Genomic DNA, 22,330 nt, shown 5'->3' with positions numbered 1-22,330 from the left:
TGCTCGTCAGCGCGCGCCGGCAAGGTGCCGATCAGAACAGATCGATCGGCGCCATTTCGTCGGCTGGCAGCGGGCTGCCAGGCGCGCCCATGCCGGGTTCGAACTCGCTCATCGGTGGCGGCGAGTCCTCGCTTTTGAACAGCTCGAAGTAGGCATCCGGGGTGCCCGGCGCCGCAGCGCGACCGCTGACCGGGTCGACGCGCAGGGTCAGAATGCCCTTGGGTTCCTTGGGTAGATGGCTCGGACGATCCTTGAGTATCGGCCCCATGTAGTTCATCCAGATCGGCAGTGCGACTGTGCCGCCATACTCGTGGCGACCAAGGCTTTCCGGCTGGTCAAAGCCAGCCCAGACGGTGGTCACGTAGTCGGCGTTATAGCCGGAGAACCAGCTGTCCTTGGACTCGTTGGTGGTGCCGGTCTTGCCAGCCAGATCGCTACGTCCCAGGGCCAGGGCGCGGCGGCCGGTGCCGCGTTTGATCACGTCCTGCAGCATGCTGGTCATGATGTAGGCCGTACGCTCGTCGATGATCTGTTCAGCGACTTTGGGCTCTTCCGGTGGCAGGTCGTCCGTCGCGTTCACGGTCAGGTTGGCATTTTCCTCGGTCGGCTGACTGCCGGGGACACGTGCCGGGTTGGCGCGGAACAGTGGCTTGCCGTTGCGATCGTCGATGCGTTCGATCAAGTAGGGTTCGATCTTGTAGCCGCCATTGGCGAAGGTCGCCCAGCCCTCGGCGATTTCCATCGGTGTCAGGCTGGCAGTGCCAAGCGCCAGCGACAGATTGCGTGGCAGGTCCTGCGGGGCAAACCCGAAGCGTTCGATGTAGCGAATGCTGCGGTCGACGCCCATATCCTGCAGCAGGCGAATCGAGACCAGGTTGCGCGACTTGTACAGGGCTTCGCGCATACGGATCGGGCCGAGGAAGGTGTTGTTGTCGTTCTTCGGCCGCCACTTCTGTGACAGATAGTCGTCGGAGAGGATGATCGGGGCGTCGTTGACCAGGGTGGCGGCGGTGTAACCGCTATCCAGTGCAGCACTATAGATGAAGGGTTTGAAGCTGGAGCCCGGTTGGCGTTTGGCCTGTACTGCGCGGTTGTAGTTGCTTTGGTCGAAGGAAAAACCGCCCACCAGCGCCTGGATGGCTCCGCTGTAAGGGTTGAGAGAGACCAGCGCGCTCTGCGCTGCGGGAACCTGGGTGAAGCGCAGGCTGCCGTCGTCCTGGCGCTGCACGCGCACGATATCGCCGACCTGGGCAACGTCGCCGGGTTGCTGCGGGCGTGGACCGAGGCTGTTGGTATTGAGGAAGGGACGCGCCCATTTCATGCTGTCCCACGCCACGGCCTGTTCTTCGCCATTGCGGGTCATCACCAGGATGCCGCTCTTCTCGACCTGAGTCACTACGGCGGGCTCCAGGCCGCCGATGCTGCGGAACTTGCCCAGTTCGGCGAGCCAGGTTTCTCGTGTCATGCCTGGCAGGCGGCTTTCTGGGCCGCGGTAGCCGTGACGTTGATCGTAGGTGATCAGTCCGTCACGCAGCGCGGTATTGGCCACTTCCTGCAGCTGGCTGGGAACGGTGGTCGTGACATTGAAGCCTTCGGTGTAGGCCTCACTGCCATAGCGGCCGACCATTTCCGCGCGCGCCATCTCGGCTATATAAGGAGCACTCAGTTCCGGCGTCGGAACGTGATAACGGGCGTCCACCTCTTCGGCCAGTGCTTCTTCGTAGCTGGCCTGGTCGATGCGGCCCAAGCGGTAGAGGCGGCCGAGAATCCAGTCGCGACGTTCCTTGGCTCGGGTCGGGTTGACCAGCGGGTTGTAGCGCGAAGGGGCCTTCGGCAGGCCGGCGATCATTGCCATCTGCGCCAGGTTGAGGTCGCGAATGGACTTGCCGTAGTACACCTGTGCCGCCGCCTCGATGCCGTAAGCTCGGTGACCAAGGTAGATCTTGTTGACGTAGAGCTCGAGGATCTCGTCCTTGCTCAGTTCGCGCTCGATCTGCAGGGCCAGGAGGATTTCGGTGGCTTTGCGGGAGAAGCTTCGCTCGTTGGTGAGGAAGAAGTTCTTCGCCACCTGCATGGTGATGGTGCTGCCGCCGCTCTGAATCTGACCGCTTTTCAATAATTGCGTGGCAGCGCGCATCAGGCTGGTCACATCGACGCCATAATGATTGGCGAAATTATCGTCTTCGGCAGCCAGCAAGGCGCTGATGAATTCCTTGGGGATTTCATCGAAGCGAATGGGCGAGCGGCGCATCTCGCCGAACTCGGCAATCAGCTTGGCGTCGCTGCTGTAGACCCGCAGAGGAATCTGCAGCTGCACCTGACGCAGTGACTCGACGGACGGAAGGGTCGGGCTAAGATAAAGAAACGCGCCGCTGAAACTGAGCAACAGCCCACAAAAAACGGCAACGCAGGACCACCAGATGAACTTCAGCAGGCGTATCAAAATGTTCGGAATTCCAAGTAAAAGAATGAGTTAAGCAGGAGCTGAGGCGAAAAGGGAAAAGCTGATCACATTATAAGCGTTTTTTTTCCCGGGGAGCCATTTGCGCTTCTGTCAAGACTGATATTTAATGTGGAAAAACATAAATAGTCCGTAAGTCGCGGATGCCAATAGGAAAACGGTCGTGCTAGGGCTCTTCACTAAGAAAGCGAATACGCTGCTGGGGATCGATATCAGCTCGACTTCGGTCAAGCTCCTCGAACTGAGTCGCTCGGGAAGCCGCTACAAGGTAGAGGCTTACGCAGTCGAGCCGCTCCCGCCAAACGCAGTGGTCGAAAAGAACATCGCCGAGCTGGAAGGGGTCGGTCAGGCGCTTTCTCGCGTATTGGCCAAGGCCAAGAGCGGCGTCAAGACAGCTGCCGTTGCGGTTGCCGGTTCGGCCGTGATCACCAAGACCATCGAGATGGAAGCTGGGTTGTCCGATGATGATCTGGAAAACCAGCTGAAGATCGAGGCCGACCAGTACATTCCTTATCCTCTGGAAGAAGTCGCCATCGACTTCGAGGTGCAAGGCCCGGCTCCGCGTAACCCTGATCGGGTAGAAGTGCTGCTGGCCGCCTGCCGCAAGGAAAACGTGGAGGTCCGCGAAGCGGCTCTGGCGCTCGCCGGTCTGACTGCAAAGGTGGTCGATGTCGAAGCCTACGCCCTCGAGCGCGCCTACGGGCTGCTGGAAGCGCAACTGGGTGCAGGCCATGAGGAGCTCACGGTTGCGGTCGTGGATATCGGCGCGACCATGACCACACTCAGCGTTCTGCACAACGGCCGCACCATCTACACCCGTGAGCAGCTCTTCGGTGGCAGGCAGCTAACCGAGGAGATTCAGCGTCGCTATGGTCTCTCCGTCGAGGAGGCTGGGCTTGCCAAGAAGCAGGGTGGTCTTCCAGATGACTACGACAGTGAGGTTTTGCAACCGTTCAAGGAGGCTGTCGTTCAGCAGGTCTCGCGATCGCTGCAGTTCTTCTTCGCCGCAGGCCAGTTCAACGATGTCGACTACATCCTTCTGGCCGGTGGCACCGCGTCCATCCCTGATCTCGATCGGCTGATCCAGCAGAAGATCGGTACGCAGACGTTAGTGGCCAATCCCTTTGCCGATATGGCGCTTAGCAGCAAGGTCAACGCCGGTGCGCTGGCCAGTGATGCGCCGGCACTGATGATTGCCTGTGGTCTGGCGATGAGGAGTTTCGACTGATGGCGCGGATTAACCTACTTCCCTGGCGTGAACAGCTGCGCGAGGAGCGCAAGCAGCGGTTTTTGGTCACTTTGGTCGGTGTTCTGGTTCTGGGCGCTGGCGTTGTATTCCTTGGCGGGCAGCTGCTCAATGGAGCTATTGAGCAGCAGGATGCCCGTAATAATTTTATCCGGTCGGAAATTGCTGTGCTGGATTCGCGGATAAAAGAAATCAGTGAACTGAAAACGCGTCGCCAGCAGCTTTTAGAGCGAATGAAGATTATCCAGGATCTGCAGGGTAACCGACCGATAATTGGTCGAATATTTGATCAGTTGGCGAGAACTCTTCCTGATGGAGTGTATTTCACTAGTATCAAAATGACTGGTAAGAATATAGCCATTCTCGGGGCAGCCGAGTCCAACAATCGTGTTTCTAATCTTATGCGTAATTTGGATTCGTCTGATTGGCTGGAGCTGCCGAATTTGAGTCAGGTCAAAGCAACTACGGCGGGAGCGCTGGATCAGGCTAATGTCTTTCAGCTGAGTGTGCAGCAGACTCAGCCTCAAGTAGAAGTAGTTGAGGGTGATAAAAAATGAGCCTCGCTGAATCTATCGATAGCCTGCGTAAAGTCGATCTAAATGATCTGGATGTGAACAATATCGGCAGCTGGCCTGCTGCGGCGAAAGGAATAGTTTTTCTGCTGTTTTTTTTGTTGGTTGTCGGTGGTGGATACTATTTCTACCTTAGTGATTTGCGAAGTGCTTTGGATGTATCAAGAGGTCAAGAGGAGGCTCTTAAGCAGCAGTTCTCAACCAAGGCTTTCCAGGCAGCAAATTTAGAGGCCTATAAAGAGCAGATGGCTGAGATGGAAGTGTCATTTGGCGCTCTACTTAGGCAGTTGCCAAGCGATACTGAGGTGCCAGGGCTGCTGGAGGATATTACTCGCACTGGTTTGGGGAGTGGCTTGGAGTTTGAAGAGATTAAGCTGCTTCCTGAGGTTGCTCAGCAATTCTATATAGAGTTGCCGATACAGATTGCTGTTGAGGGGACCTATCATGATCTCGCTACATTTGTAAGTGGCGTAGCCAGCCTTCCGCGCATCGTTACCTTGCATGACTTTGAAATAAAACCAGTTGCTCAGGACGGTTCATCTGTTTTGCGCATGACCGTTTTGGCGAAGACTTATCGTTATAACGATAAGGGGGTGGACAAGTGAGGGCTGACAGGTTTTTGTTGCTTTCTTTTTTTCTCGTACTGCTGCAGGGGTGTGGTGGTGAGGGTAATTTCTCTGACTTGCAGGCCTTTATGGCGGAGGTTAAGGCTAGGCCTAAAGGTTCCATCGAGCCATTACCGAAGTTTCAGCCCTATGAGGCATTTTCCTACAATGCATCCTCCCTTCGTAGTCCGTTTCAGCCTCCTATTAAAGTAGAGACTGTTAGCCGGCCAAAAGGTTCTAAAGAAATCAAGCCTGATGAACAGCGTGTTCGAGAGTTTCTTGAAGGCTTTAATATAGAAAGCTTTGAAATGGTTGGTACGCTCTCTAATGGTGCGGGTACATATGCGCTAGTCAGCGGTGCGGGCGGAGTGCATCGAGTTAAGGTGGGTGACTATCTTGGAAGAAACCATGGTCGAATAGTAGCCGTAGATACTGCCGCTATCGAGGTTGTTGAAATCGTTCCTGATGGTGATGGTGGTTGGTTGGAACGGCCGCGAAGCCTGGTGCTCAAAGAGCGCTCTTAGAAAGGCGAGGGTTATATGAAAAAAAAATACCAGTCTGCACAACGGAAGCACCTAATGAATATCTCCTTCTCGCAATTTGGTTATGCGTTGTCAATGCTGTTTATTTCGCCGGTATTGCTGGCAGCCAATTTGCAGCATTTGGATGTGGCCTCGTTGCCGGGTGATCGCGTTGAGCTAAAATTGCGGTTTGATGAACCAGTTGTGGCTCCTAGGGGCTATACGATTGAGCAGCCGGCTCGTATTGCGCTTGATCTTCCGGGTGTTGTTAATCAGCTGGGTAGCAAGAGTCGCGAGCTTGGCATGGGTAATGCCAGAAGTGTAACTGTTGTCGAGGCCAAGGATCGTACGCGTCTTATAGTAAATCTTACCTCTCTGGCTCCATACAGTACCCGTGTTGAGGGTAATGAGCTGTTTATATTGGTAGGCGATGTATCTGCAGGGCGGAGTGGTTCTACGTCGCGCTCGGCGGCTGCGCCTGCGAAGGCGCCGGCTGTTGTGGGTAGGGCGATTCGTGATCTCGACTTTCAAAGGGGGGAGCAAGGCGAGGGTAATGTAGTAATCGAGCTCGCGGATTCCTCTGTAAGTCCTGATATTCAGGATCAGGGTGGTAAAATTCGTTTGGATTTTGCAAGGACTCAGTTGCCTGAATCTTTAAGGGTTCGCTTGGATGTAAAGGATTTTGCTACGCCAGTACAGTTCGTAAATGCTAGTGCTTCTTCTGACAAAGCTAGCATCTTAATTGAGCCTACCGGTATGTATGATTATCTGGTTTATCAAGCAGATAATAAACTTACTGTTAGTGTTAAGCCGCTCACTGCTGCGGATCAGGAACAGAGAAAAGTCGATCAGTTTGCATATTCAGGCGAGAAGCTGTCGTTAAATTTTCAGGATATTGACGTTCGTTCCGTTTTGCAGCTAATTGCAGACTTTACTGATTTAAATTTGGTTGCCAGTGATACTGTGCGCGGTAATATTACTCTGCGATTGCAAAATGTTCCTTGGGATCAAGCCTTGGATTTGGTGCTTAAAACCAAGGGGCTGGACCAAAGAAAGGTCGGCAATGTTCTTTTGGTTGCCCCTGCCGATGAGATCGCAGCACGTGAGAGGCAGGAGCTAGAGTCGCGTCGTCAGATTTCAGAGTTGGCTCCTCTGCGTCGTGAATTAATTCAAGTTAACTATGCAAAGGCTGCTGATATGGCGAAACTGTTTCAGTCGGTTACGACTGTTGATGGCGCCGCTGAGGATCGGGGTTCGATAACTGTTGATGATCGCACTAATAGCATTATTGCTTATCAGACACAGGACCGCCTGGATGAGTTGCGTCGGATTGTCGCTCAGCTCGATATCCCGGTTCGCCAAGTTATGATTGAGGCGCGTATTGTTGAGGCGAACGTCGATTACGAAAAACAGATAGGTGTGAACTGGCGTGGAGCAAGGGTTGGTGATAATAATTTTGTAATCGGTGGTCAGGGCGGTAATAGGCCTGGTGCCCCAGGATATGGTCAAAACCCTGGGGTGCAGAATCCAACCCCTTCCCTCGGCAATTTTGTAGATCTTGGTGCGACCAGTGCCAGTTCTGGTTTTGGTATAGGGTTTATCACTGATAACACTATCTTGGATCTTCAGCTTTCTGCAATGGAGGCTAGTGGTAATGGTGAGGTGGTTTCTCAGCCGAAAGTTGTTACCTCTGACAAAGAGACCGCCAAGATACTGAAGGGTTCTGAAGTTCCTTATCAGGAAGCTAGTTCGAGTGGGGCGACTAGTACTTCGTTCAAAGAGGCGGCGCTTTCCCTGGAGGTTACGCCGCAGATCACGCCTGATAATCGCATCCTTATTGAGGTTAAAGTTACAAAGGATGCGCCGGACTTTTCACAGGCTGCTCAAACTAATGGGGTCCCTGCAATAGCAAAGAATGAGGTCAATGCCAAGGTACTGGTGTCTGATGGTGAAACCATCGTCATTGGTGGTGTTTTCTCTAACACGCAGACCAAGTCCGTCGATAAGGTTCCATTCCTTGGCGATCTGCCTTACCTGGGGCGTTTGTTCCGGCGTGATCTTGTTCAAGATAGCAAGGAAGAGCTGTTGATTTTCCTTACCCCGCGTATCATGAACAATCAAGCCATTGCCGTGAATCGATGACCTAAGTGCGGAATGTAATCCTCGTTGGCCCGATGGGTGCTGGAAAGAGCACCATCGGGCGTTTGCTTGCCAAAGAGCTGCGTGTGCCTTTCAAGGACTCTGATAAGGAGATCGAGCAGCGTACCGGTGCCGACATTCCCTGGATCTTCGATGTCGAGGGGGAGCAGGGCTTTCGTGAGCGGGAGCAGGCGGTGATCGCCGAGCTTTCGATGCAGGATGGCCTTGTCCTGGCTACTGGTGGTGGGGCGGTCATGCGTCCAGAGAACCGGCAGGCGTTGCATGCCGGTGGGCGTGTGGTTTACCTGCATACGTCGGTCGAGCAGCAGATCGACCGCACATCGCGTGATCGAAATCGTCCTTTGTTGCGTACGGCCAATCCCGCTCAGGTGCTCAGGGATCTGATGGCCATGCGCGATCCTCTGTATCGAGAGGTCGCTGACATCATTATAGAGACTGATGAGCGTCCGCCGCGTATGGTCGTTCAGGAAATTCTCTCGCGTCTGGAAGCCTTGTCGCCCCGTTAAAGCGCGGAGCGAACTGCGCTATCCTAGTGGCCTTTTTACTCTGGGGGCCTCATGCAGACTCTTCACGTTGAACTCGGCGAGCGTAGTTATCCCATCTACATCGGCGATGGCCTGTTGGCGCGCTCCGAGCTGCTCACGCGTCATATCGCTGGGCGGCAGGTGGCGGTGGTTACCAATGAGACCGTGGCGCCTCTTTATCTCGAATCGCTGATGCGCTCCCTCGAGGGTTTCAAGGTCGCGTCGGTCGTTTTGCCCGATGGCGAAGCTTTCAAGAATTGGGAAACCCTGCAACTGATCTTTGATGGACTGCTGACGGCACGCCATGATCGGCGCACCACTGTTGTTGCCCTTGGCGGTGGCGTGATCGGTGATATGGCGGGTTTCGCTGCCGCTTGCTACCAGCGCGGCGTGGATTTCATTCAGGTGCCGACCACGCTGTTGTCGCAGGTCGATTCTTCGGTCGGCGGCAAGACCGGGATCAATCATCCGCTGGGCAAGAACATGGTGGGCGCCTTCTATCAACCCAAGGCAGTGCTGATCGATACGGCTAGCCTGCATACCTTGCCGCCGCGTGAGCTTTCCGCCGGCTTGGCCGAGGTCATCAAGTACGGTTTGATCTGCGACGAGCCTTTCCTCGACTGGCTCGAGGGCAATATGTCCGCCCTGCGTGCTCTGGATGGTGCTGCGCTGACCTACGCCATCGAGCGTTCGTGTGCGGCCAAAGCCCAGGTGGTCGGTGCGGATGAGCGTGAGTCCGGCGTGCGTGCGACGTTGAATCTGGGGCACACCTTCGGTCACGCCATCGAGACCGAGCAGGGTTATGGTGTCTGGTTGCACGGCGAGGCTGTCGCCGCCGGAACGGTGATGGCGCTGGAAATGTCTTATCGTCTGGGCTGGTTGTCGGCACAAGAGCGCGATCGTGGTGTGCGCCTGCTGCAGGCTGCCGGCCTGCCTGTCGTGCCTCCGCAGGACATGACGCCAGAGCAGTTCCTGGAACATATGGCGGTCGACAAGAAGGTCCTCGATGGGCAGTTGCGCCTCGTGTTGCTCAAACGCCTGGGTGAAGCGGTAGTGACCGCTGATTATCCGCGTGAAATTCTCGACGCCACGCTGCGTAGCGATTACGTCGCGCTGGCTCAGTCGTCCAACTCTTGAAGAGTGATTCATGACCAGTTTGCATGCTGACGAAGCTTTCCTGGCGCATTACCAATTCAGTCACGACCCCTTTGCGCCGCGCGTGCCCGGCTTCAAGTTCTTTCCTGCCCAGCGCAAGCCGGTGCTGGGGCAGTTGCACCACCTGGCGCGATACAGCCAGCTTTTGCTGGCGGTGGTTGGGCCGCAGGGCAGTGGTAAAACGCTGTTGCGGCAGGCGCTTGTCGCCAGTACCAACAAGCAGGCGGTGCAGAGCGTAGTGATTGCGCAGGGTGTCACCAGTAGCGAGGCGCTGTTGCGCCAGGTGGCGCAGGGCTTGTCCGTTGCGCAGGCTGATGTGCGCTCGATTCTGGCGCAAGTTGGGCAGTTGGCACTGACGGGGCAGGAGGTCTATCTGCTGGTCGATGATGCTGATCAGCTGGACGACGTGGCGCTGAAGAATCTGTTGGTGCTCGCTGCCGGGGGCGATGAGGGACGGCCTCACGTCTTTCTGTTCGCCGAGCAGGAATTGCTGGCTCGACTGGAGGCTTTGGCGGGCGGTGAAGAGTGCTATCACGCCATCGAACTGCAGCCTTATGGCGAGGACGAGACGCGCGACTACCTGGCGCAGCGTCTCGAGGGTGCTGGTCAGGATATCGATGTGCTGAGCGAGGAGCAGATCGAAGACATTCATGCCCGTTCTCAGGGGTGGCCGGGGGCGATCAATCAGGAAGCCCGCGAGTTGCTGGTCGAGCAGATGCTTGCGCAGCGCTCCTCTGGGCGCGCGCCGGGTGGCGGTTTCTCGCTGCCGAAGAAGCATGTGCTGGCACTGGCTGTCGTGTTGGTGGGCGTTGCCGCGGCCTGGTTCATGCAGGGCCGTGAGTCCTCTTCGTCGGCGCCGGTGGCCAGCAATACCTCGCTGCCTCTGCAGTCCTCTGCGCCTGTCGTGGAAGCTGAAGAGCCGGCGCAAACGCCGGCCGCCGAGGGGCCTGCTCCCGCCATCGAATTCGCGGGGGCCAGTCAGCCGCTGCCACTACCGCTGGTGGGTGAGTCGCAAGCCGTGATTCGCCAGCCTTTGGCCGAGGCTGCAGGTGAGGAGTTGGACGACTTCGAGCCGCCGGCATCGACTGAGCCCTCGACAGTGACTCCGCCCTCGGCTCCAGTCGCTGCGGCACCGGCACCGGCACCGGCACCGGCACCGGCACCGGCACCGGCGCCGGCCAAGCAGCCTGAGCCTGCTGCGCCCAAGCCTGCGGCTCCAGCTCCGACCCCTGCACCGAAACCTGCCCCCAAGCCCGCGCCCGCTCAAGCTGCGACGCCTAGTGCCGCTTCGGGAGGCTGGTACGCGCAACAACCTGCGTCCCGCTACGCCCTGCAGGTGGTCGGCTCGCGCTCCGAGGCCAATATCCAGGCGCTGGTGCGTGAGGGGGGTAGCGAATACCGCTACTTCAAGAAGATCCATCAAGGACAGCCGCTGTACGTGCTGACCTATGGTAGTTTCTCCAGTCGCGACGCCGCTCAGGCAGCGGTCAAAACCCTGCCGGCCAAGCTTCAGGCGGGCAAGCCCTGGCCTCGGACGCTGGGCAGCATCCAGCAGGAAATGAGCCGCTAAGCGCTCTGTCGCAAGATGACCGCCTGGTCGTTAGCACGACCTCGCGGTCTTATCCTTCGATTTTGCGACATTAATTTTCACCCCCTCGTCACGAAGATTTGTGGCGACATGGGGGGATATGTACAATGACCTCCCTTTTGCCCACGCAAAGCTGGCCCGTGCCCGCTTTTCGGGTTTAAGTAATTGAATTAGAAAGTAATTTGCCTGAGGTCTAGGCAGCCTGGTGAGAGTTCCCCTATGAAAGCAGGTTTGTACCGTCCTGATGAGTTCAAGGATAACTGCGGCTTCGGCTTGATCGCCCACATGCAAGGTGAACCTAGTCATCACCTGCTCAATACCGCTATTGAAGCCCTCACCTGCATGACCCACCGTGGCGGTATCAACGCCGACGGCAAAACCGGTGATGGCTGCGGCCTGCTGATCCAGAAGCCTGATCAATTCCTGCGTGCAATCGCCCAGGAGCAATTTGGTGTCGCACTGCCTGGGCAATACGCCGTGGGCATGGTGTTCCTCAACCAGGATTCGGCCAAGGCCGAAGCCGCGCGCGAGAACATGAACCGCGAAATCCTCGCGGCCGGCCTGCAATTGGTGGGCTGGCGCAAGGTGCCGATCGATACCAGCGTGCTCGGCCAACTGGCCTTGGAGCGCCTGCCGCAGATCGAGCAGGTGTTCATCGGCGGCGAAGGCCTGAGCGACCAGGAATTCGCAATCAAGCTGTTCAGTGCCCGTCGCCGTTCGTCGGTGGCCAATGCCGGCGACAGCGATCACTACATCTGCAGCTTCTCGCACAAGACCATCATCTACAAAGGCCTGATGATGCCGGCGGACCTGCAGCAGTTCTACCCGGACCTGGGTGACGAGCGCCTGCAGACTGCCATCGCGGTTTTCCACCAGCGCTTCTCCACCAACACCCTGCCGAAGTGGCCACTGGCGCAGCCGTTCCGCTTCCTCGCGCACAACGGTGAGATCAACACCATCACCGGCAACCGCAACTGGGCGCAGGCCCGTCGCACCAAGTTCGCCAACGAGCTGATCCCCGATCTCGACGAGTTGGGCCCGCTGGTCAACCGCGTCGGCTCCGACTCCTCGAGCATGGACAACATGCTCGAGCTGATGGTCACTGGTGGCATCGACCTGTTCCGCGGTCTGCGCATGATCATTCCGCCGGCCTGGCAGAATGTCGAGACCATGGACGCCGACCTGCGCGCGTTCTACGAATACAACTCCATGCACATGGAACCCTGGGACGGCCCGGCCGGTGTGGTGCTGACCGATGGTCGCCATGCCGTGTGCCTGCTCGACCGTAACGGCCTGCGCCCGGCGCGCTGGGTCACCACCAAGAACGGCTACATCACCCTGGCGTCGGAAATCGGCGTGTGGGACTACCAGCCCGAGGACGTGATCGCCAAGGGCCGTGTCGGCCCGGGGCAAATCCTCGCTGTCGACACCGAAACCGGTCAGGTGCTGGACACCGAGTCCATCGACAGCCGCCTGAAGTCGCGCCACCCTTACAAACTGTGGCTGCGCAAGCATGCCCAGCGGATCAAGGCGACGCTGGAAGACCGTGACCATGGTTCGGCCTTCTACGACCCGGATCAGCTCAAGCAGTACATGAAGATGTTCCAGGTCACCTTCGAGGAGCGTGACCAGGTGCTGCGCCCGCTCGGTGAGCAGGGCCAGGAAGCGGTCGGCTCCATGGGTGACGACACGCCGATGGCGGTGCTCAGCCAGCGTGTGCGTTCGCCGTACGACTACTTCCGCCAGCAGTTCGCGCAGGTCACCAACCCGCCGATCGACCCGCTGCGCGAAGCGATCGTCATGTCCCTGGAAATCTGCCTGGGCGCCGAGCGCAACATCTTCAGCGAGTCGCCGGAGCACGCTACCCGCGTGATCCTCAGCAGCCCGGTGATCTCGCCGGCCAAGTGGCGCGCGCTGATGAGCCTGGATCGTCCCGGCTTCGACCGTCATGTCATCGACATGAACTACGACGAGTCGCTGGGTCTGGAAGCCGCCGTGCGCAACATGGCCGACCAGGCCGAGGAAGCCGTGCGCGCCGGCAAGGTGCTGCTGGTGCTGACCGACCGTCACATCGCCCCGGGCAAGTTGCCGGCGCATGCCGCGCTGGTCACTGGCGCTGTGCATCATCGCCTGACCGAGAAAGGCCTGCGCTGCGACTGCAACATCCTGGTGGAAACCGCCACCGCGCGTGACCCGCACCACTACGCCGTGCTGCTGGGCTTCGGCGCCTCGGCGGTCTACCCGTTCCTGGCCTACGAAGTGCTGGGCGACCTGATCCGCACCGGCGAAGTGCTGGGCGATCTGTACGAAGTCTTCAAGTACTACCGCAAGGGCATCTCCAAGGGCCTGCTGAAGATCCTGTCGAAGATGGGGATCTCCACGGTCGCGTCCTACCGCGGTGCGCAGCTGTTCGAAGCGGTCGGCCTGGCCGATGAAGTCACTGAGCTGTGCTTCCGTGGCGTGGCCAGCCGTATTCAGGGCGCGCGTTTCGTCGACCTCGAAAGCGAGCAGAAGCTGCTGTCCTTCGAAGCCTGGAACAACCGCAAGCCGATCCAGCAGGGCGGTCTGCTCAAGTTCGTTTACGGCGGCGAATACCACGCCTACAACCCGGACGTGGTGCGCACGCTGCAGGAAGCCGTGCAGCAGGGCAACTACGCGAAGTACAAGGAATACTCGACGCTGGTCGACACCCGCCCGGTGTCGATGATCCGCGACCTGCTCAAGGTCAAGGAGTCCGCTTCGCCGATCGCCCTGGACGAAGTCGAGCCGCTGCAGGCTATTTTCAAGCGCTTCGATGCCGCGGGTATCTCCCTCGGCGCGCTGTCGCCGGAGGCCCACGAGGCCCTGGCCGAGGCGATGAACCGCCTGGGTGGCCGTTCCAACTCCGGTGAGGGCGGCGAAGATCCGGCCCGCTACGGCACCATCAAGAGCTCGAAGATCAAGCAGGTGGCCACTGGCCGCTTTGGCGTGACCCCGGAATACCTGGTCAATGCCGAAGTGCTGCAGATCAAGGTGGCCCAGGGCGCCAAGCCTGGTGAGGGCGGCCAGCTGCCGGGCGGCAAGGTCAACGGTCTGATCGCCAAGCTGCGCTATGCGGTACCGGGCGTGACCCTGATCTCGCCGCCGCCGCACCACGACATCTACTCGATCGAAGACCTGGCGCAGCTGATCTATGACCTCAAGCAGGTCAACCCGAAGGCGCTGGTGTCGGTCAAGCTGGTAGCGGAAGCCGGTGTCGGCACCATCGCCGCGGGTGTGGCCAAGGCCTACGCCGACCTGATTACCATCTCCGGTTACGACGGTGGTACTGGGGCATCGCCGCTGACCTCCATCCGTTATGCCGGCGCGCCGTGGGAGCTGGGCCTGGCCGAAACCCACCAGACCCTGCGCGGTAACGACCTGCGCGGCAAGGTGCGGGTGCAGACCGACGGCGGTCTGAAAACCGGCCTGGACGTGATCAAGGCCGCGATCTTGGGCGCTGAGAGCTTCGGTTTCGGTACCGCGCCGATGGTCGCTCTGGGCTGCAAATACCTGCGCATCTGCCACCTGAACAACTGCGCCACCGGCGTGGCCACGCAGAACGACAAGCTGCGCAAGGATCACTTCATCGGCACCGTCGAAATGGTGATGAACTTCTTCACCTACGTCGCCGAGGAAACCCGCGAGTGGCTGGCCAAACTGGGCGTACGCAGCCTGGAAGAGCTGATCGGGCGTACCGACCTGCTCGAAATGCTGCCGGGCGAAACTGCCAAGCAAGGCAACCTGGATCTGTCGCCGCTGCTGGCCAGTGCGCATATCCCGGCTGACAAGCCGCAGTTCTGCCAGGTGCCGAAGAACCCGCCGTTCGACGAAGGCCTGCTGGCCGAGAAGATGGTCGAACTGGCCAAGGACGCCATCGCCGGCAAGACTGGCGGTGAGTTCGAGCTGAACATCGGTAACTGCGACCGCTCCATCGGTGCGCGGATTTCCGGTGAGATCGCCCGCGTGCATGGCAACCAGGGCATGAACGGCGCGCCGATCACCTTCCGCTTCAAGGGCACTGCCGGGCAGAGCTTCGGCGTGTGGAACGCCGGTGGTCTGCACCTGCGCCTGGAAGGCGACGCCAACGATTACGTCGGCAAGGGCATGACGGCAGGCAAGATCGTCATCACCCCGCCCGCTGGCAGCCCGTTCGCCACCGAGGACAGCGCCATCATCGGCAACACCTGTCTGTACGGTGCAACCGGCGGCAAGCTGTTCGCCACCGGCACCGCGGGTGAGCGTTTCGCCGTGCGTAACTCCGGCGCCCATGCCGTGGTGGAAGGCACTGGCGACCACTGCTGCGAGTACATGACCGGCGGTTTCGTCTGCGTACTGGGCAAGACCGGCTACAACTTCGGCTCGGGCATGACCGGCGGTTTCGCCTACGTGCTCGACATGGACAACGGCTTCTACGACCGCGTCAACCACGAGCTGGTGGAAATCCAACGCATCAACAATGAAGCGATGGAGGCCTACCGCAGCCACCTCGAAAGCGTGCTCGCCGAGTACGTCGAAGAGACCGGCAGTGAGTGGGGCCAGAACCTGCTGGAAAACCTGGACGATTACCTGCGCAAGTTCTGGCTGGTGAAACCGAAAGCGGCCAGTCTGAAGTCGCTGCTGTCCAGCACCCGTGCCAACCCGCAATAAGAATGCGCCTGAAGTGGTTTGATGAGGTAATGCAATGACTGAACGTCTGAATAACGACTTCCAGTTCATCGAAGTCGGGCGCAAAGACCCGAAGAAGAAACTGCTGCGTCAGCGCAAGAAGGAGTTCGTCGAGATCTACGACAACTTCAAGCCGGCGCAAGCTGCAGACCAGGCGCATCGCTGCCTGGGCTGCGGCAACCCGTATTGCGAGTGGAAGTGCCCGGTGCACAACTTCATTCCGAACTGGCTCAAGCTGGTGTCGGAAGGCAACATCCTGGCCGCCGCCGAGCTCTCGCACCAGACCAACACCCTGCCGGAAGTCTGCGGCCGCGTGTGCCCGCAGGACCGCCTCTGCGAAGGTGCCTGCACCCTCAATGACGGCTTCGGCGCGGTGACCATCGGTTCGGTGGAGAAGTACATCACCGACACCGCTTTCGCCATGGGCTGGCGCCCGGACATGTCCAAGGTCAAGCCGACCGGCAAGCGTGTCGCGGTGATCGGTGCCGGCCCGGCCGGTCTGGGCTGCGCCGACGTGCTGGTGCGCAACGGCGTGACCCCGGTGGTGTTCGACAAGAACCCGGAAATCGGTGGTCTGCTGACCTTCGGCATTCCCGAGTTCAAGCTGGAAAAGACCGTGCTCAGCCGCCGCCGTGAAGTCTTCACCGGCATGGGCATCGAGTTCCGCCTGAACACCGAAGTCGGCAAGGACGTGACCATGCAGCAACTGCTGGATGAGTACGATGCCGTGTTCATGGGCATGGGCACCTACACCTACATGAAGGGTGGTTTCCCGGGCGAGGATCTGCCAGGCGTCTATGACGCGCTGGACTTCCTTATCGCCAACGTCAATCGCAACCTCGGTTTCGAGAAGTCGCCGGAAGACTTCATCGACATGAAGGGCAAGCGCGTCGTGGTACTCGGCGGTGGCGACACCGCGATGGACTGCAACCGCACCTCGATTCGCCAGGGCGCCAAGGCCGTGACCTGCGCCTACCGTCGTGACGAAGAGAACATGCCGGGCTCGCGCAAGGAAGTGAAGAACGCCAAGGAAGAGGGCGTGAAGTTCCTCTTCAACCGCCAGCCCATCGCCATCGTTGGCGACGGCAAGGTGGAAGGCATCAAGGTGGTCGAGACCCGTCTCGGCGAGCCGGATGCCCGTGGCCGCCGCAGTCCTGAGCCGATCCCCGGTTCCGAGGAAGTCATCCCGGCCGAGGCCGTGCTGATCGCCTTCGGTTTCCGCCCGAGCCCGGCACCCTGGTTCGAGCAGTTCGAGATTCAGACCGATAGCCAGGGCCGCGTCGTGGCGCCCGAGCAGTCGCAGTTCAAGCACCAGACCAGCAATCCGAAGATCTTCGCCGGTGGCGACATGGTGCGTGGTTCCGACCTGGTGGTGACGGCGATCTTCGAGGGTAGGAACGCCGCCGAAGGCATCCTCGACTACCTGGGCGTCTGATGACGCAGCGCAAGTAAAGACGAGACAAATCGTCGCGATGGACAAAAGGCACGGCACTCGCCGTGCCTTTTGTTTTGCGCTCTGCGAAAATGCCCGCACTTTTTTCGCCGGATGCCGCCATGACCGCCCTGAAGAACGACCGTTTCCTTCGTGCCCTGCTCAAGCAACCCGTGGATGTCACGCCCGTCTGGATGATGCGCCAGGCCGGTCGCTATCTGCCGGAGTACCGCGCGACCCGGGCCAAGGCCGGCGACTTCGTGAGCCTGATGAAGAACCCGGAGCTGGCCTGCGAGGTCACCATCCAGCCACTGGATCGCTACCCGCAACTGGATGCAGCGATTCTGTTCTCCGACATCCTCACCATTCCCGACGCCATGGGCCAGGGCCTGTATTTCGAGACGGGTGAGGGGCCGCGCTTCAAGAAGGTGATCAGCAACCTGGCCGACGTCGAGGCGTTGTCCGTGACGGATGCCGAGAAGGATCTGGGTTACGTGATGGATGCGGTGCGCACCATTCGTCGTGAGCTCAATGGCCGCGTGCCGTTGATCGGCTTCTCCGGCAGCCCGTGGACGCTGGCTACCTACATGGTCGAAGGCGGTTCGTCGAAGGATTTCCGCAAGACCAAGGCCATGCTCTATGACAATCCGCAGGCCCTGCATGCGCTGCTCGACAAGCTGGCGCAGTCGGTCACGGCCTATCTGAACGGGCAAATCCTGGCTGGCGCGCAGGCGGTGCAGATCTTCGACTCCTGGGGCGGCGCGCTGTCGGCAGCCGCCTATCAGGAGTTCTCCCTGGCTTACATGAAGAAGATCGTCGACGGCCTGATCCGCGATCACGACGGTCGCCGTGTGCCGGTGATTCTGTTCACCAAGGGCGGCGGTCTGTGGCTCGAATCGCTGGCTGAAACCGGCGCCGAAGCGCTTGGTCTGGACTGGACGTGCGACATCGGCAGCGCTCGCGCTCGTGTCGGTGACAAGGTCGCCCTGCAGGGCAACATGGATCCGGCGGTGCTCTACGCCAAGCCGGCGGCGATTCGCGCCGAAGTGGCGCGCATCCTGGCGGCTTACGGTGCCGGCAGCGGCCATGTGTTCAACCTTGGCCATGGCATCACCCCGGAGGTCGACCCGGCGCATGCTGGCGCCTTCTTCGAGGCGGTGCACGAGTTGTCTGCGCAGTATCACCAGTAAGTCGTAGCCTGCTGGCGACCAGGCCAAGCCTGGCTGCTAGCGGTCCCCGTTACGCGGTGGCGCGGGCGCCAGGCGCTCCTGCTTCTTGCGTGGCGGGATCAGGCGCACGTTAATCACGCCGTCCGTCGTGCCATGTTCGAACAGACTGTCGCTGGGTTTGGGTTTACCGCCGAACAGCGACGGGTTGCCGGAGAAGCCCACCGGCTCCAGCGGAATGCCGCGCGGGCTGAGATCCAGCTGGCCATTGCCGTTGCTGTCCTGGAATACCTGTACGGCGTAACGACCGGGCGGCAGGGCGGCGATGCGCAGCGGCGTTTGCGTTCCCTGCAGTTCGTACTGGCTGGGTTGCCAGTCCTGTTGGTCGGCCGGTACCAGTGCCAGATACAGGTTTGCCTGATCCGATGTGCCTTGCACCTCGATCAGCAGGTCGCCTGCCTGGAGCGATTGGCAGGCGAGCAGCGGAACCAATAGGCAAACTTGGCACAGGCGAGTTACGGTTTGAAGAAGTCTCTGTGGCATAATTCGGCCATTTTGCAGGGAATGCGCCACGAATGCGTCATGTTTTAGTCGTCCATTTTTCTCAGACTGGCCAATTAGACCGCTTGGCGCAATCGGTCTGTGCGCCGCTGCGCGAGTGCGACGACATCCAGGTGGATTTCCTGGCGCTGCAACCGGCCGAGCCATTTCCCTTTCCCTGGCCGTTTCTCGGTTTCTTTCGCATCTTCCCGGAAACCGTGCTGATGAAGCCGCAGCCGTTGCTGCCGCTGGCCGTCGATGCCGACAAGCGCTATGACCTGGTGATCCTGGCCTATCAGGTCTGGTTTCTCTCGCCCTCATTGCCCTGTACCAGCTTTCTCGCTTCGCCCGAGGCCGCTCGTCTGCTGAAGGGCACGCCGGTGGTCACGCTGATCGGTTGCCGCAACATGTGGCTGATGGCGCAGGAGAAGGTCAAGGCGCGCCTGCAGGCGCTGGGTGCCCGGCTGGTCGACAACGTGGTGCTGACCGACGCCTGTGGTACCGCCGCGAGCTTCCTGGCCACGCCGCTGTGGATGTTCACGGGTCGGCAGAAGCCCTATAGCTGGGTGCCGCGTGCAGGTATCGACGAGCGGGAATTGGCGGCGGCCAGTCGCTTCGGCGACGCTATGGCACGCCGCCTGCGCGCGGATCGACTGCCCATCGAGCTGCCGATGCTCGCAGGCCTCGGCGCGGTCAAGGTGGATGAGAAGCTGATCGCCAGCGAGAAGGTTGGCAATCGCAGTTTCACCCTGTGGAGCCGTCTGTTGTCGGCGCTTGGCCCGCAGCAGAGCCGCCGACGCGGCGCCGGCCTGGTGCTGTACATCGTGTTTCTGATCTGCCTGATCCTGACTGTGGTGCCGATCACGGCTGTTTTGAAGAAGTTGCTGGCACCGCTGTTCAAGGCGCGTATCCAGAAAGAGAAGGCCTACTTTGCCGGCCCGTCCGGCGAGTGAAGTGACCCTGAGGTAAGACCGTGGTAACCCCTGTATTCATCAACCGCATCAGCACCTGCCTGCCGCATGAGCCTGTGGACAACGAGCAGATGGAAGCGCGCCTGGGCATGGTCGGTGGCAAGCCGTCGCGTGCGCGCAGGCTGGTGCTGCGCCGTAATGGCATCCAGCAGCGCCACTACGTGATCGACCCGCACACGGGCGAGCCGAGCATGAGCAACGCCCAGCTCAGTGCCGAGGCCATTCGTGGTTTGCAGGGCAATGGGTTCGAGCTGAATCAGCTCGACTGCCTGGTGGCCAGCACCTCGTCGCCGGATCAGGTCATGCCGGGGCACGCGGTAATGGTGCACGGCGAACTGGGTAACCCCTCCTGCGAAGTGGCGACCACTGCTGGCATCTGCCTGTGCGGGATGACGGCGCTGAAGTACGCCTGGATGAGCGTGGCCAGTGGCGAGAGCCGCCATGCCGTGGCCTGTGGCTCCGAAGTCGCCTCGACGCTGATGCAGGCGCGCAACTTCAACGCCGAGTACGAAAGCCGCGTCGATGAGCTCGAGAGTCACCCCGAGATCGCCTTCGAGAAGGACTTCCTGCGCTGGATGCTGTCCGACGGTGCCGGCGCCGTGCTGCTGCAGGATCGCCCCAACGCAAGCGGCCTGAGCCTGCGCATCGACTGGCTGGACATTCTCTCGTTCGCCGACCAGATGCCGCCGTGCATGTATGCCGGTGCCGACATGCAGGATGACACCTTGCGCGGTTGGAGCCGTTACGACGCCGACGAGCGCGCGAAGCAATCGGTGATGGCGATCAAGCAGAACGTCAAGCTGCTCAACGAGAATATCGTCAAGTACACCGTGGAGGAGGCGCTCAAGCGCATCATGGCGCGGCGCGAGCTGTGCGTGGCGGACATCGACTGGTTCCTGCCGCACTACTCTTCGGAGTTCTTCCGCGAGCCGCTCGCCTTGGGCCTGGCCAACGTCGACCTGCCGATCCCGATGGAGCGCTGGTTCACCAACCTCACCAGCAAGGGCAATACCGGTGCGGCGTCGATCTTCATCATCCTCGAGGAGCTGTTCAATGGCGGGCGCCTGCGCAGCGGCCAGCGGTTGCTCTGCTACGTGCCTGAAAGCGGGCGTTTCTCCAGTGCGTTCATGCACTTGACGGTGGTTGGCGATGAAGCTTGACGACGTTCCCCAGGACCCCGGTTCCGCCTATGGCGGGCACAGCAAGCTGCTTTATGCGGTCGACGACAGCGGCCATTACCAGGGCGCACAGAGCGTAGGCTGGGATCCCGAGTCCTACGCCACGCAACTGGCCGTCGCCGAGCTGGAGGCGCAGGAGGCCGAGGCCCTGGCGCTCTGGCAGCGCGGCGAGCTATCGCCGCTCAAGTGCCTGATGTACCGCTACCGCATGGACGAGCCGGCGCTGGCGCAGATCACCGGTCTGTGGCAATGGCGCCTGCGCCGGCACTTTCGCCCGCACATCTATCGCCGCCTGAGCACCTCGGTGCTGGCGCGCTACGCCGACGCCTTCGGCCTGACCGTCGACGAGTTGCGTCGCTACCAGAGAGAGTTGCCATGACCGCGTTCCAGCACCGCCAGAGCGCCCACTGCGAAAGTGGCGTCATGGCCAGCCTGCTCACCCATGCCGGTTTGCCGATGAGCGAGCCGATGGCCTTCGGCCTGGCATCCGGCCTGGCCTTCGCCTACCTGCCCATCGTCAAGATCGGTGGCATGCCCTTGATCGCCTATCGCATGCCGCCGCGTCACCTGATCAAGACGCTGAGCAAGCGTCTGGGCGTGCGCCTGACCAGCCGTACCTTCGCCAATCCCGAACAGGGCCGCTTCGCGCTGGATGCGGCGCTCGACAGCGGCCGCCTGGCTGGCTTGCAGAGTTCGGTGTTCTGGTTGCCGTACTTCCCGCCGGAGATGCGCTTTCACTTCAACGCGCACAACCTGCTGGTCTATGGCCGTGAGGGTGACGAGTACCTGCTCAGCGACCCGGTGTTCGAGGAACCGGTGCGCTGCGCCAGCGCCGATCTGCAGAAGGCGCGCTTCGCCAAGGGGGCGCTGGCGGCCAAGGGCCTGATGTACTACCTCGACGATGTGTCGCCGGAGCAGGACTGGGAGCGGCTGATCCGTCAGAGCGTGCTGTCCACCTCGCGCATTCTCGACGGCATGCCGCTGCCGTGGATCGGCATTCGTGGCATCCAGCACCTGGCCAAATGCGTCGAGGCGCTCGACCCGGGGCAGGCCAAGTACAACCGCCTGTACCTCACTCATATCGTGCGCATGCAGGAAGAGATCGGCACCGGCGGTGCGGGCTTCCGCTTCATGTACGCCAGCTTTTTGCAGGAGGCCGGCGAGAAGATCGGTGATGCCAACCTGCAGGCGGCTTCGGCGCGGCTCACGGCCGTGGGCGATGATTGGCGCCAGTTCGCCTCGGCCTGCGTGCGGGCCAGTCGCAGCAAGGGTGAAGCCCCTGACTTCAGACCGATCGCCGAGATGCTGCGGGGTATCGCCGGGCAGGAGCGGGCGCTGATGAAGGAGCTGGGCGCCTGGGCCAAGCGCAAGGGATGAGGTTGGTGCTCCTTGCTTGGTGAGAGGCTGTCTGTGCTGGGCTGAAGCGGAGCGTCGCCCGGCCGGCCTTGCCTTTGACCATGGCAGTGTGAGGCGATGACCGGGGTAAGCGTCGTCCACCCTGCAACTCAAGGCGGGTGGGCGCTGG

At 60.3% G+C, this 22,330-nt stretch carries 17 protein-coding genes; 15 read left to right on the top strand and 2 right to left on the bottom strand.

Annotation, left to right across the window (positions count from 1 at the left end; genetic code table 11):
- Nucleotides 1–31 precede the first annotated feature (31 nt).
- Nucleotides 32–2,440 carry a penicillin-binding protein 1A gene (locus tag ACN8M7_RS03430; RefSeq protein ID WP_490259832.1) on the bottom strand — a complete coding sequence of 803 codons (2,409 nt, stop codon included), beginning with the start codon at nucleotides 2,438–2,440 and terminating at the stop codon, nucleotides 32–34.
- A 184-nt stretch (nucleotides 2,441–2,624) separates the two neighbouring features.
- Between ACN8M7_RS03430 and ACN8M7_RS03425 the strand changes: the two genes are divergently transcribed.
- The 11 genes from ACN8M7_RS03425 to hemE all read left to right on the top strand — a co-directional run bounded on the left by ACN8M7_RS03425 (nucleotide 2,625) and on the right by hemE (nucleotide 18,140).
- On the top strand, nucleotides 2,625–3,689 hold the full coding sequence (locus ACN8M7_RS03425) for a pilus assembly protein PilM (protein WP_490259774.1): 1,065 nt from the start codon (nucleotides 2,625–2,627) through the stop codon (nucleotides 3,687–3,689).
- A complete protein-coding gene (locus ACN8M7_RS03420; RefSeq protein WP_061238434.1) occupies nucleotides 3,689–4,264 on the top strand; it encodes a PilN domain-containing protein in 576 nt (191 codons plus the stop codon). Before ACN8M7_RS03425 ends, ACN8M7_RS03420 begins: the two co-directional genes overlap by 1 nt.
- Nucleotides 4,261–4,884 (top strand): type 4a pilus biogenesis protein PilO, encoded by a 624-nt coding sequence (gene pilO, locus ACN8M7_RS03415; protein WP_061238433.1) that lies wholly within the window; start codon nucleotides 4,261–4,263, stop codon nucleotides 4,882–4,884. Before ACN8M7_RS03420 ends, pilO begins: the two co-directional genes overlap by 4 nt.
- Nucleotides 4,881–5,408: a pilus assembly protein PilP gene (locus ACN8M7_RS03410; protein ID WP_082768027.1), complete on the top strand. Its 528-nt coding sequence runs from the start codon at nucleotides 4,881–4,883 to the stop codon at nucleotides 5,406–5,408. The genes pilO and ACN8M7_RS03410 overlap by 4 nt, the downstream gene beginning before the upstream one ends.
- Before the next feature lie 54 nt (nucleotides 5,409–5,462).
- The gene (locus ACN8M7_RS03405; RefSeq protein ID WP_061238431.1) at nucleotides 5,463–7,547 is read left to right on the top strand and encodes a type IV pilus secretin PilQ; all 2,085 of its coding nucleotides are present in this window, start codon (nucleotides 5,463–5,465) and stop codon (nucleotides 7,545–7,547) included.
- Nucleotides 7,548–7,552: 5 nt separating this feature from the next.
- A complete protein-coding gene (aroK, locus tag ACN8M7_RS03400; protein WP_082768026.1) occupies nucleotides 7,553–8,071 on the top strand; it encodes a shikimate kinase AroK in 519 nt (172 codons plus the stop codon).
- 51 nt (nucleotides 8,072–8,122) lie between these two features.
- A complete protein-coding gene (aroB, locus tag ACN8M7_RS03395) occupies nucleotides 8,123–9,226 on the top strand; it encodes a 3-dehydroquinate synthase (protein WP_061238429.1) in 1,104 nt (367 codons plus the stop codon).
- Between the two features lie 10 nt (nucleotides 9,227–9,236).
- Nucleotides 9,237–10,814: an AAA family ATPase gene (locus ACN8M7_RS03390; protein WP_490259773.1), complete on the top strand. Its 1,578-nt coding sequence runs from the start codon at nucleotides 9,237–9,239 to the stop codon at nucleotides 10,812–10,814.
- Between the two features lie 237 nt (nucleotides 10,815–11,051).
- Nucleotides 11,052–15,500: a glutamate synthase large subunit gene (gene gltB / locus ACN8M7_RS03385; RefSeq protein WP_490259772.1), complete on the top strand. Its 4,449-nt coding sequence runs from the start codon at nucleotides 11,052–11,054 to the stop codon at nucleotides 15,498–15,500.
- 34 nt (nucleotides 15,501–15,534) lie between these two features.
- Nucleotides 15,535–16,953, top strand: coding sequence for an FAD-dependent oxidoreductase (locus ACN8M7_RS03380; protein WP_061238426.1), 1,419 nt, complete (start codon nucleotides 15,535–15,537; stop codon nucleotides 16,951–16,953).
- A 119-nt stretch (nucleotides 16,954–17,072) separates the two neighbouring features.
- Nucleotides 17,073–18,140, top strand: coding sequence for a uroporphyrinogen decarboxylase (hemE, locus tag ACN8M7_RS03375; RefSeq protein WP_490259771.1), 1,068 nt, complete (start codon nucleotides 17,073–17,075; stop codon nucleotides 18,138–18,140).
- Between the two features lie 36 nt (nucleotides 18,141–18,176).
- On the opposite strand, the gene ACN8M7_RS03370 is transcribed toward hemE, so the two are convergent.
- Nucleotides 18,177–18,608: a DUF2141 domain-containing protein gene (locus tag ACN8M7_RS03370; RefSeq protein ID WP_490259770.1), complete on the bottom strand. Its 432-nt coding sequence runs from the start codon at nucleotides 18,606–18,608 to the stop codon at nucleotides 18,177–18,179.
- 134 nt (nucleotides 18,609–18,742) lie between these two features.
- On the opposite strand from ACN8M7_RS03370, the gene ACN8M7_RS03365 reads away from it, so the two are divergent.
- The 4 genes from ACN8M7_RS03365 to darH are packed head-to-tail and all read left to right on the top strand — an operon-like array spanning nucleotide 18,743 to nucleotide 22,182.
- Nucleotides 18,743–19,609, top strand: coding sequence for a dialkylresorcinol condensing enzyme (locus ACN8M7_RS03365; RefSeq protein WP_490259769.1), 867 nt, complete (start codon nucleotides 18,743–18,745; stop codon nucleotides 19,607–19,609).
- 20 nt (nucleotides 19,610–19,629) lie between these two features.
- Nucleotides 19,630–20,787 carry a beta-ketoacyl-ACP synthase III gene (locus ACN8M7_RS03360; RefSeq protein ID WP_490259768.1) on the top strand — a complete coding sequence of 386 codons (1,158 nt, stop codon included), beginning with the start codon at nucleotides 19,630–19,632 and terminating at the stop codon, nucleotides 20,785–20,787.
- Nucleotides 20,777–21,184, top strand: coding sequence for a DarG family dialkylresorcinol biosynthesis protein (locus ACN8M7_RS03355; protein WP_061238421.1), 408 nt, complete (start codon nucleotides 20,777–20,779; stop codon nucleotides 21,182–21,184). Before ACN8M7_RS03360 ends, ACN8M7_RS03355 begins: the two co-directional genes overlap by 11 nt.
- Entirely contained in the window at nucleotides 21,181–22,182 is a 1,002-nt protein-coding gene (gene darH / locus ACN8M7_RS03350; RefSeq protein WP_490259767.1) for a BtrH-related acyltransferase DarH, read from the top strand. Before ACN8M7_RS03355 ends, darH begins: the two co-directional genes overlap by 4 nt.
- Nucleotides 22,183–22,330 lie beyond the last annotated feature (148 nt).

Origin of the sequence: Pseudomonas spartinae (assembly GCF_965197125.1) — a bacterium.
GTDB classification, from domain to species: Bacteria; Pseudomonadota; Gammaproteobacteria; order Pseudomonadales; family Pseudomonadaceae; genus Aquipseudomonas; species Aquipseudomonas composti_A.
The sequence above is the reverse complement of the archived record's forward strand: the minus strand, read 5'-3'. Positions and strand labels throughout refer to the sequence as shown.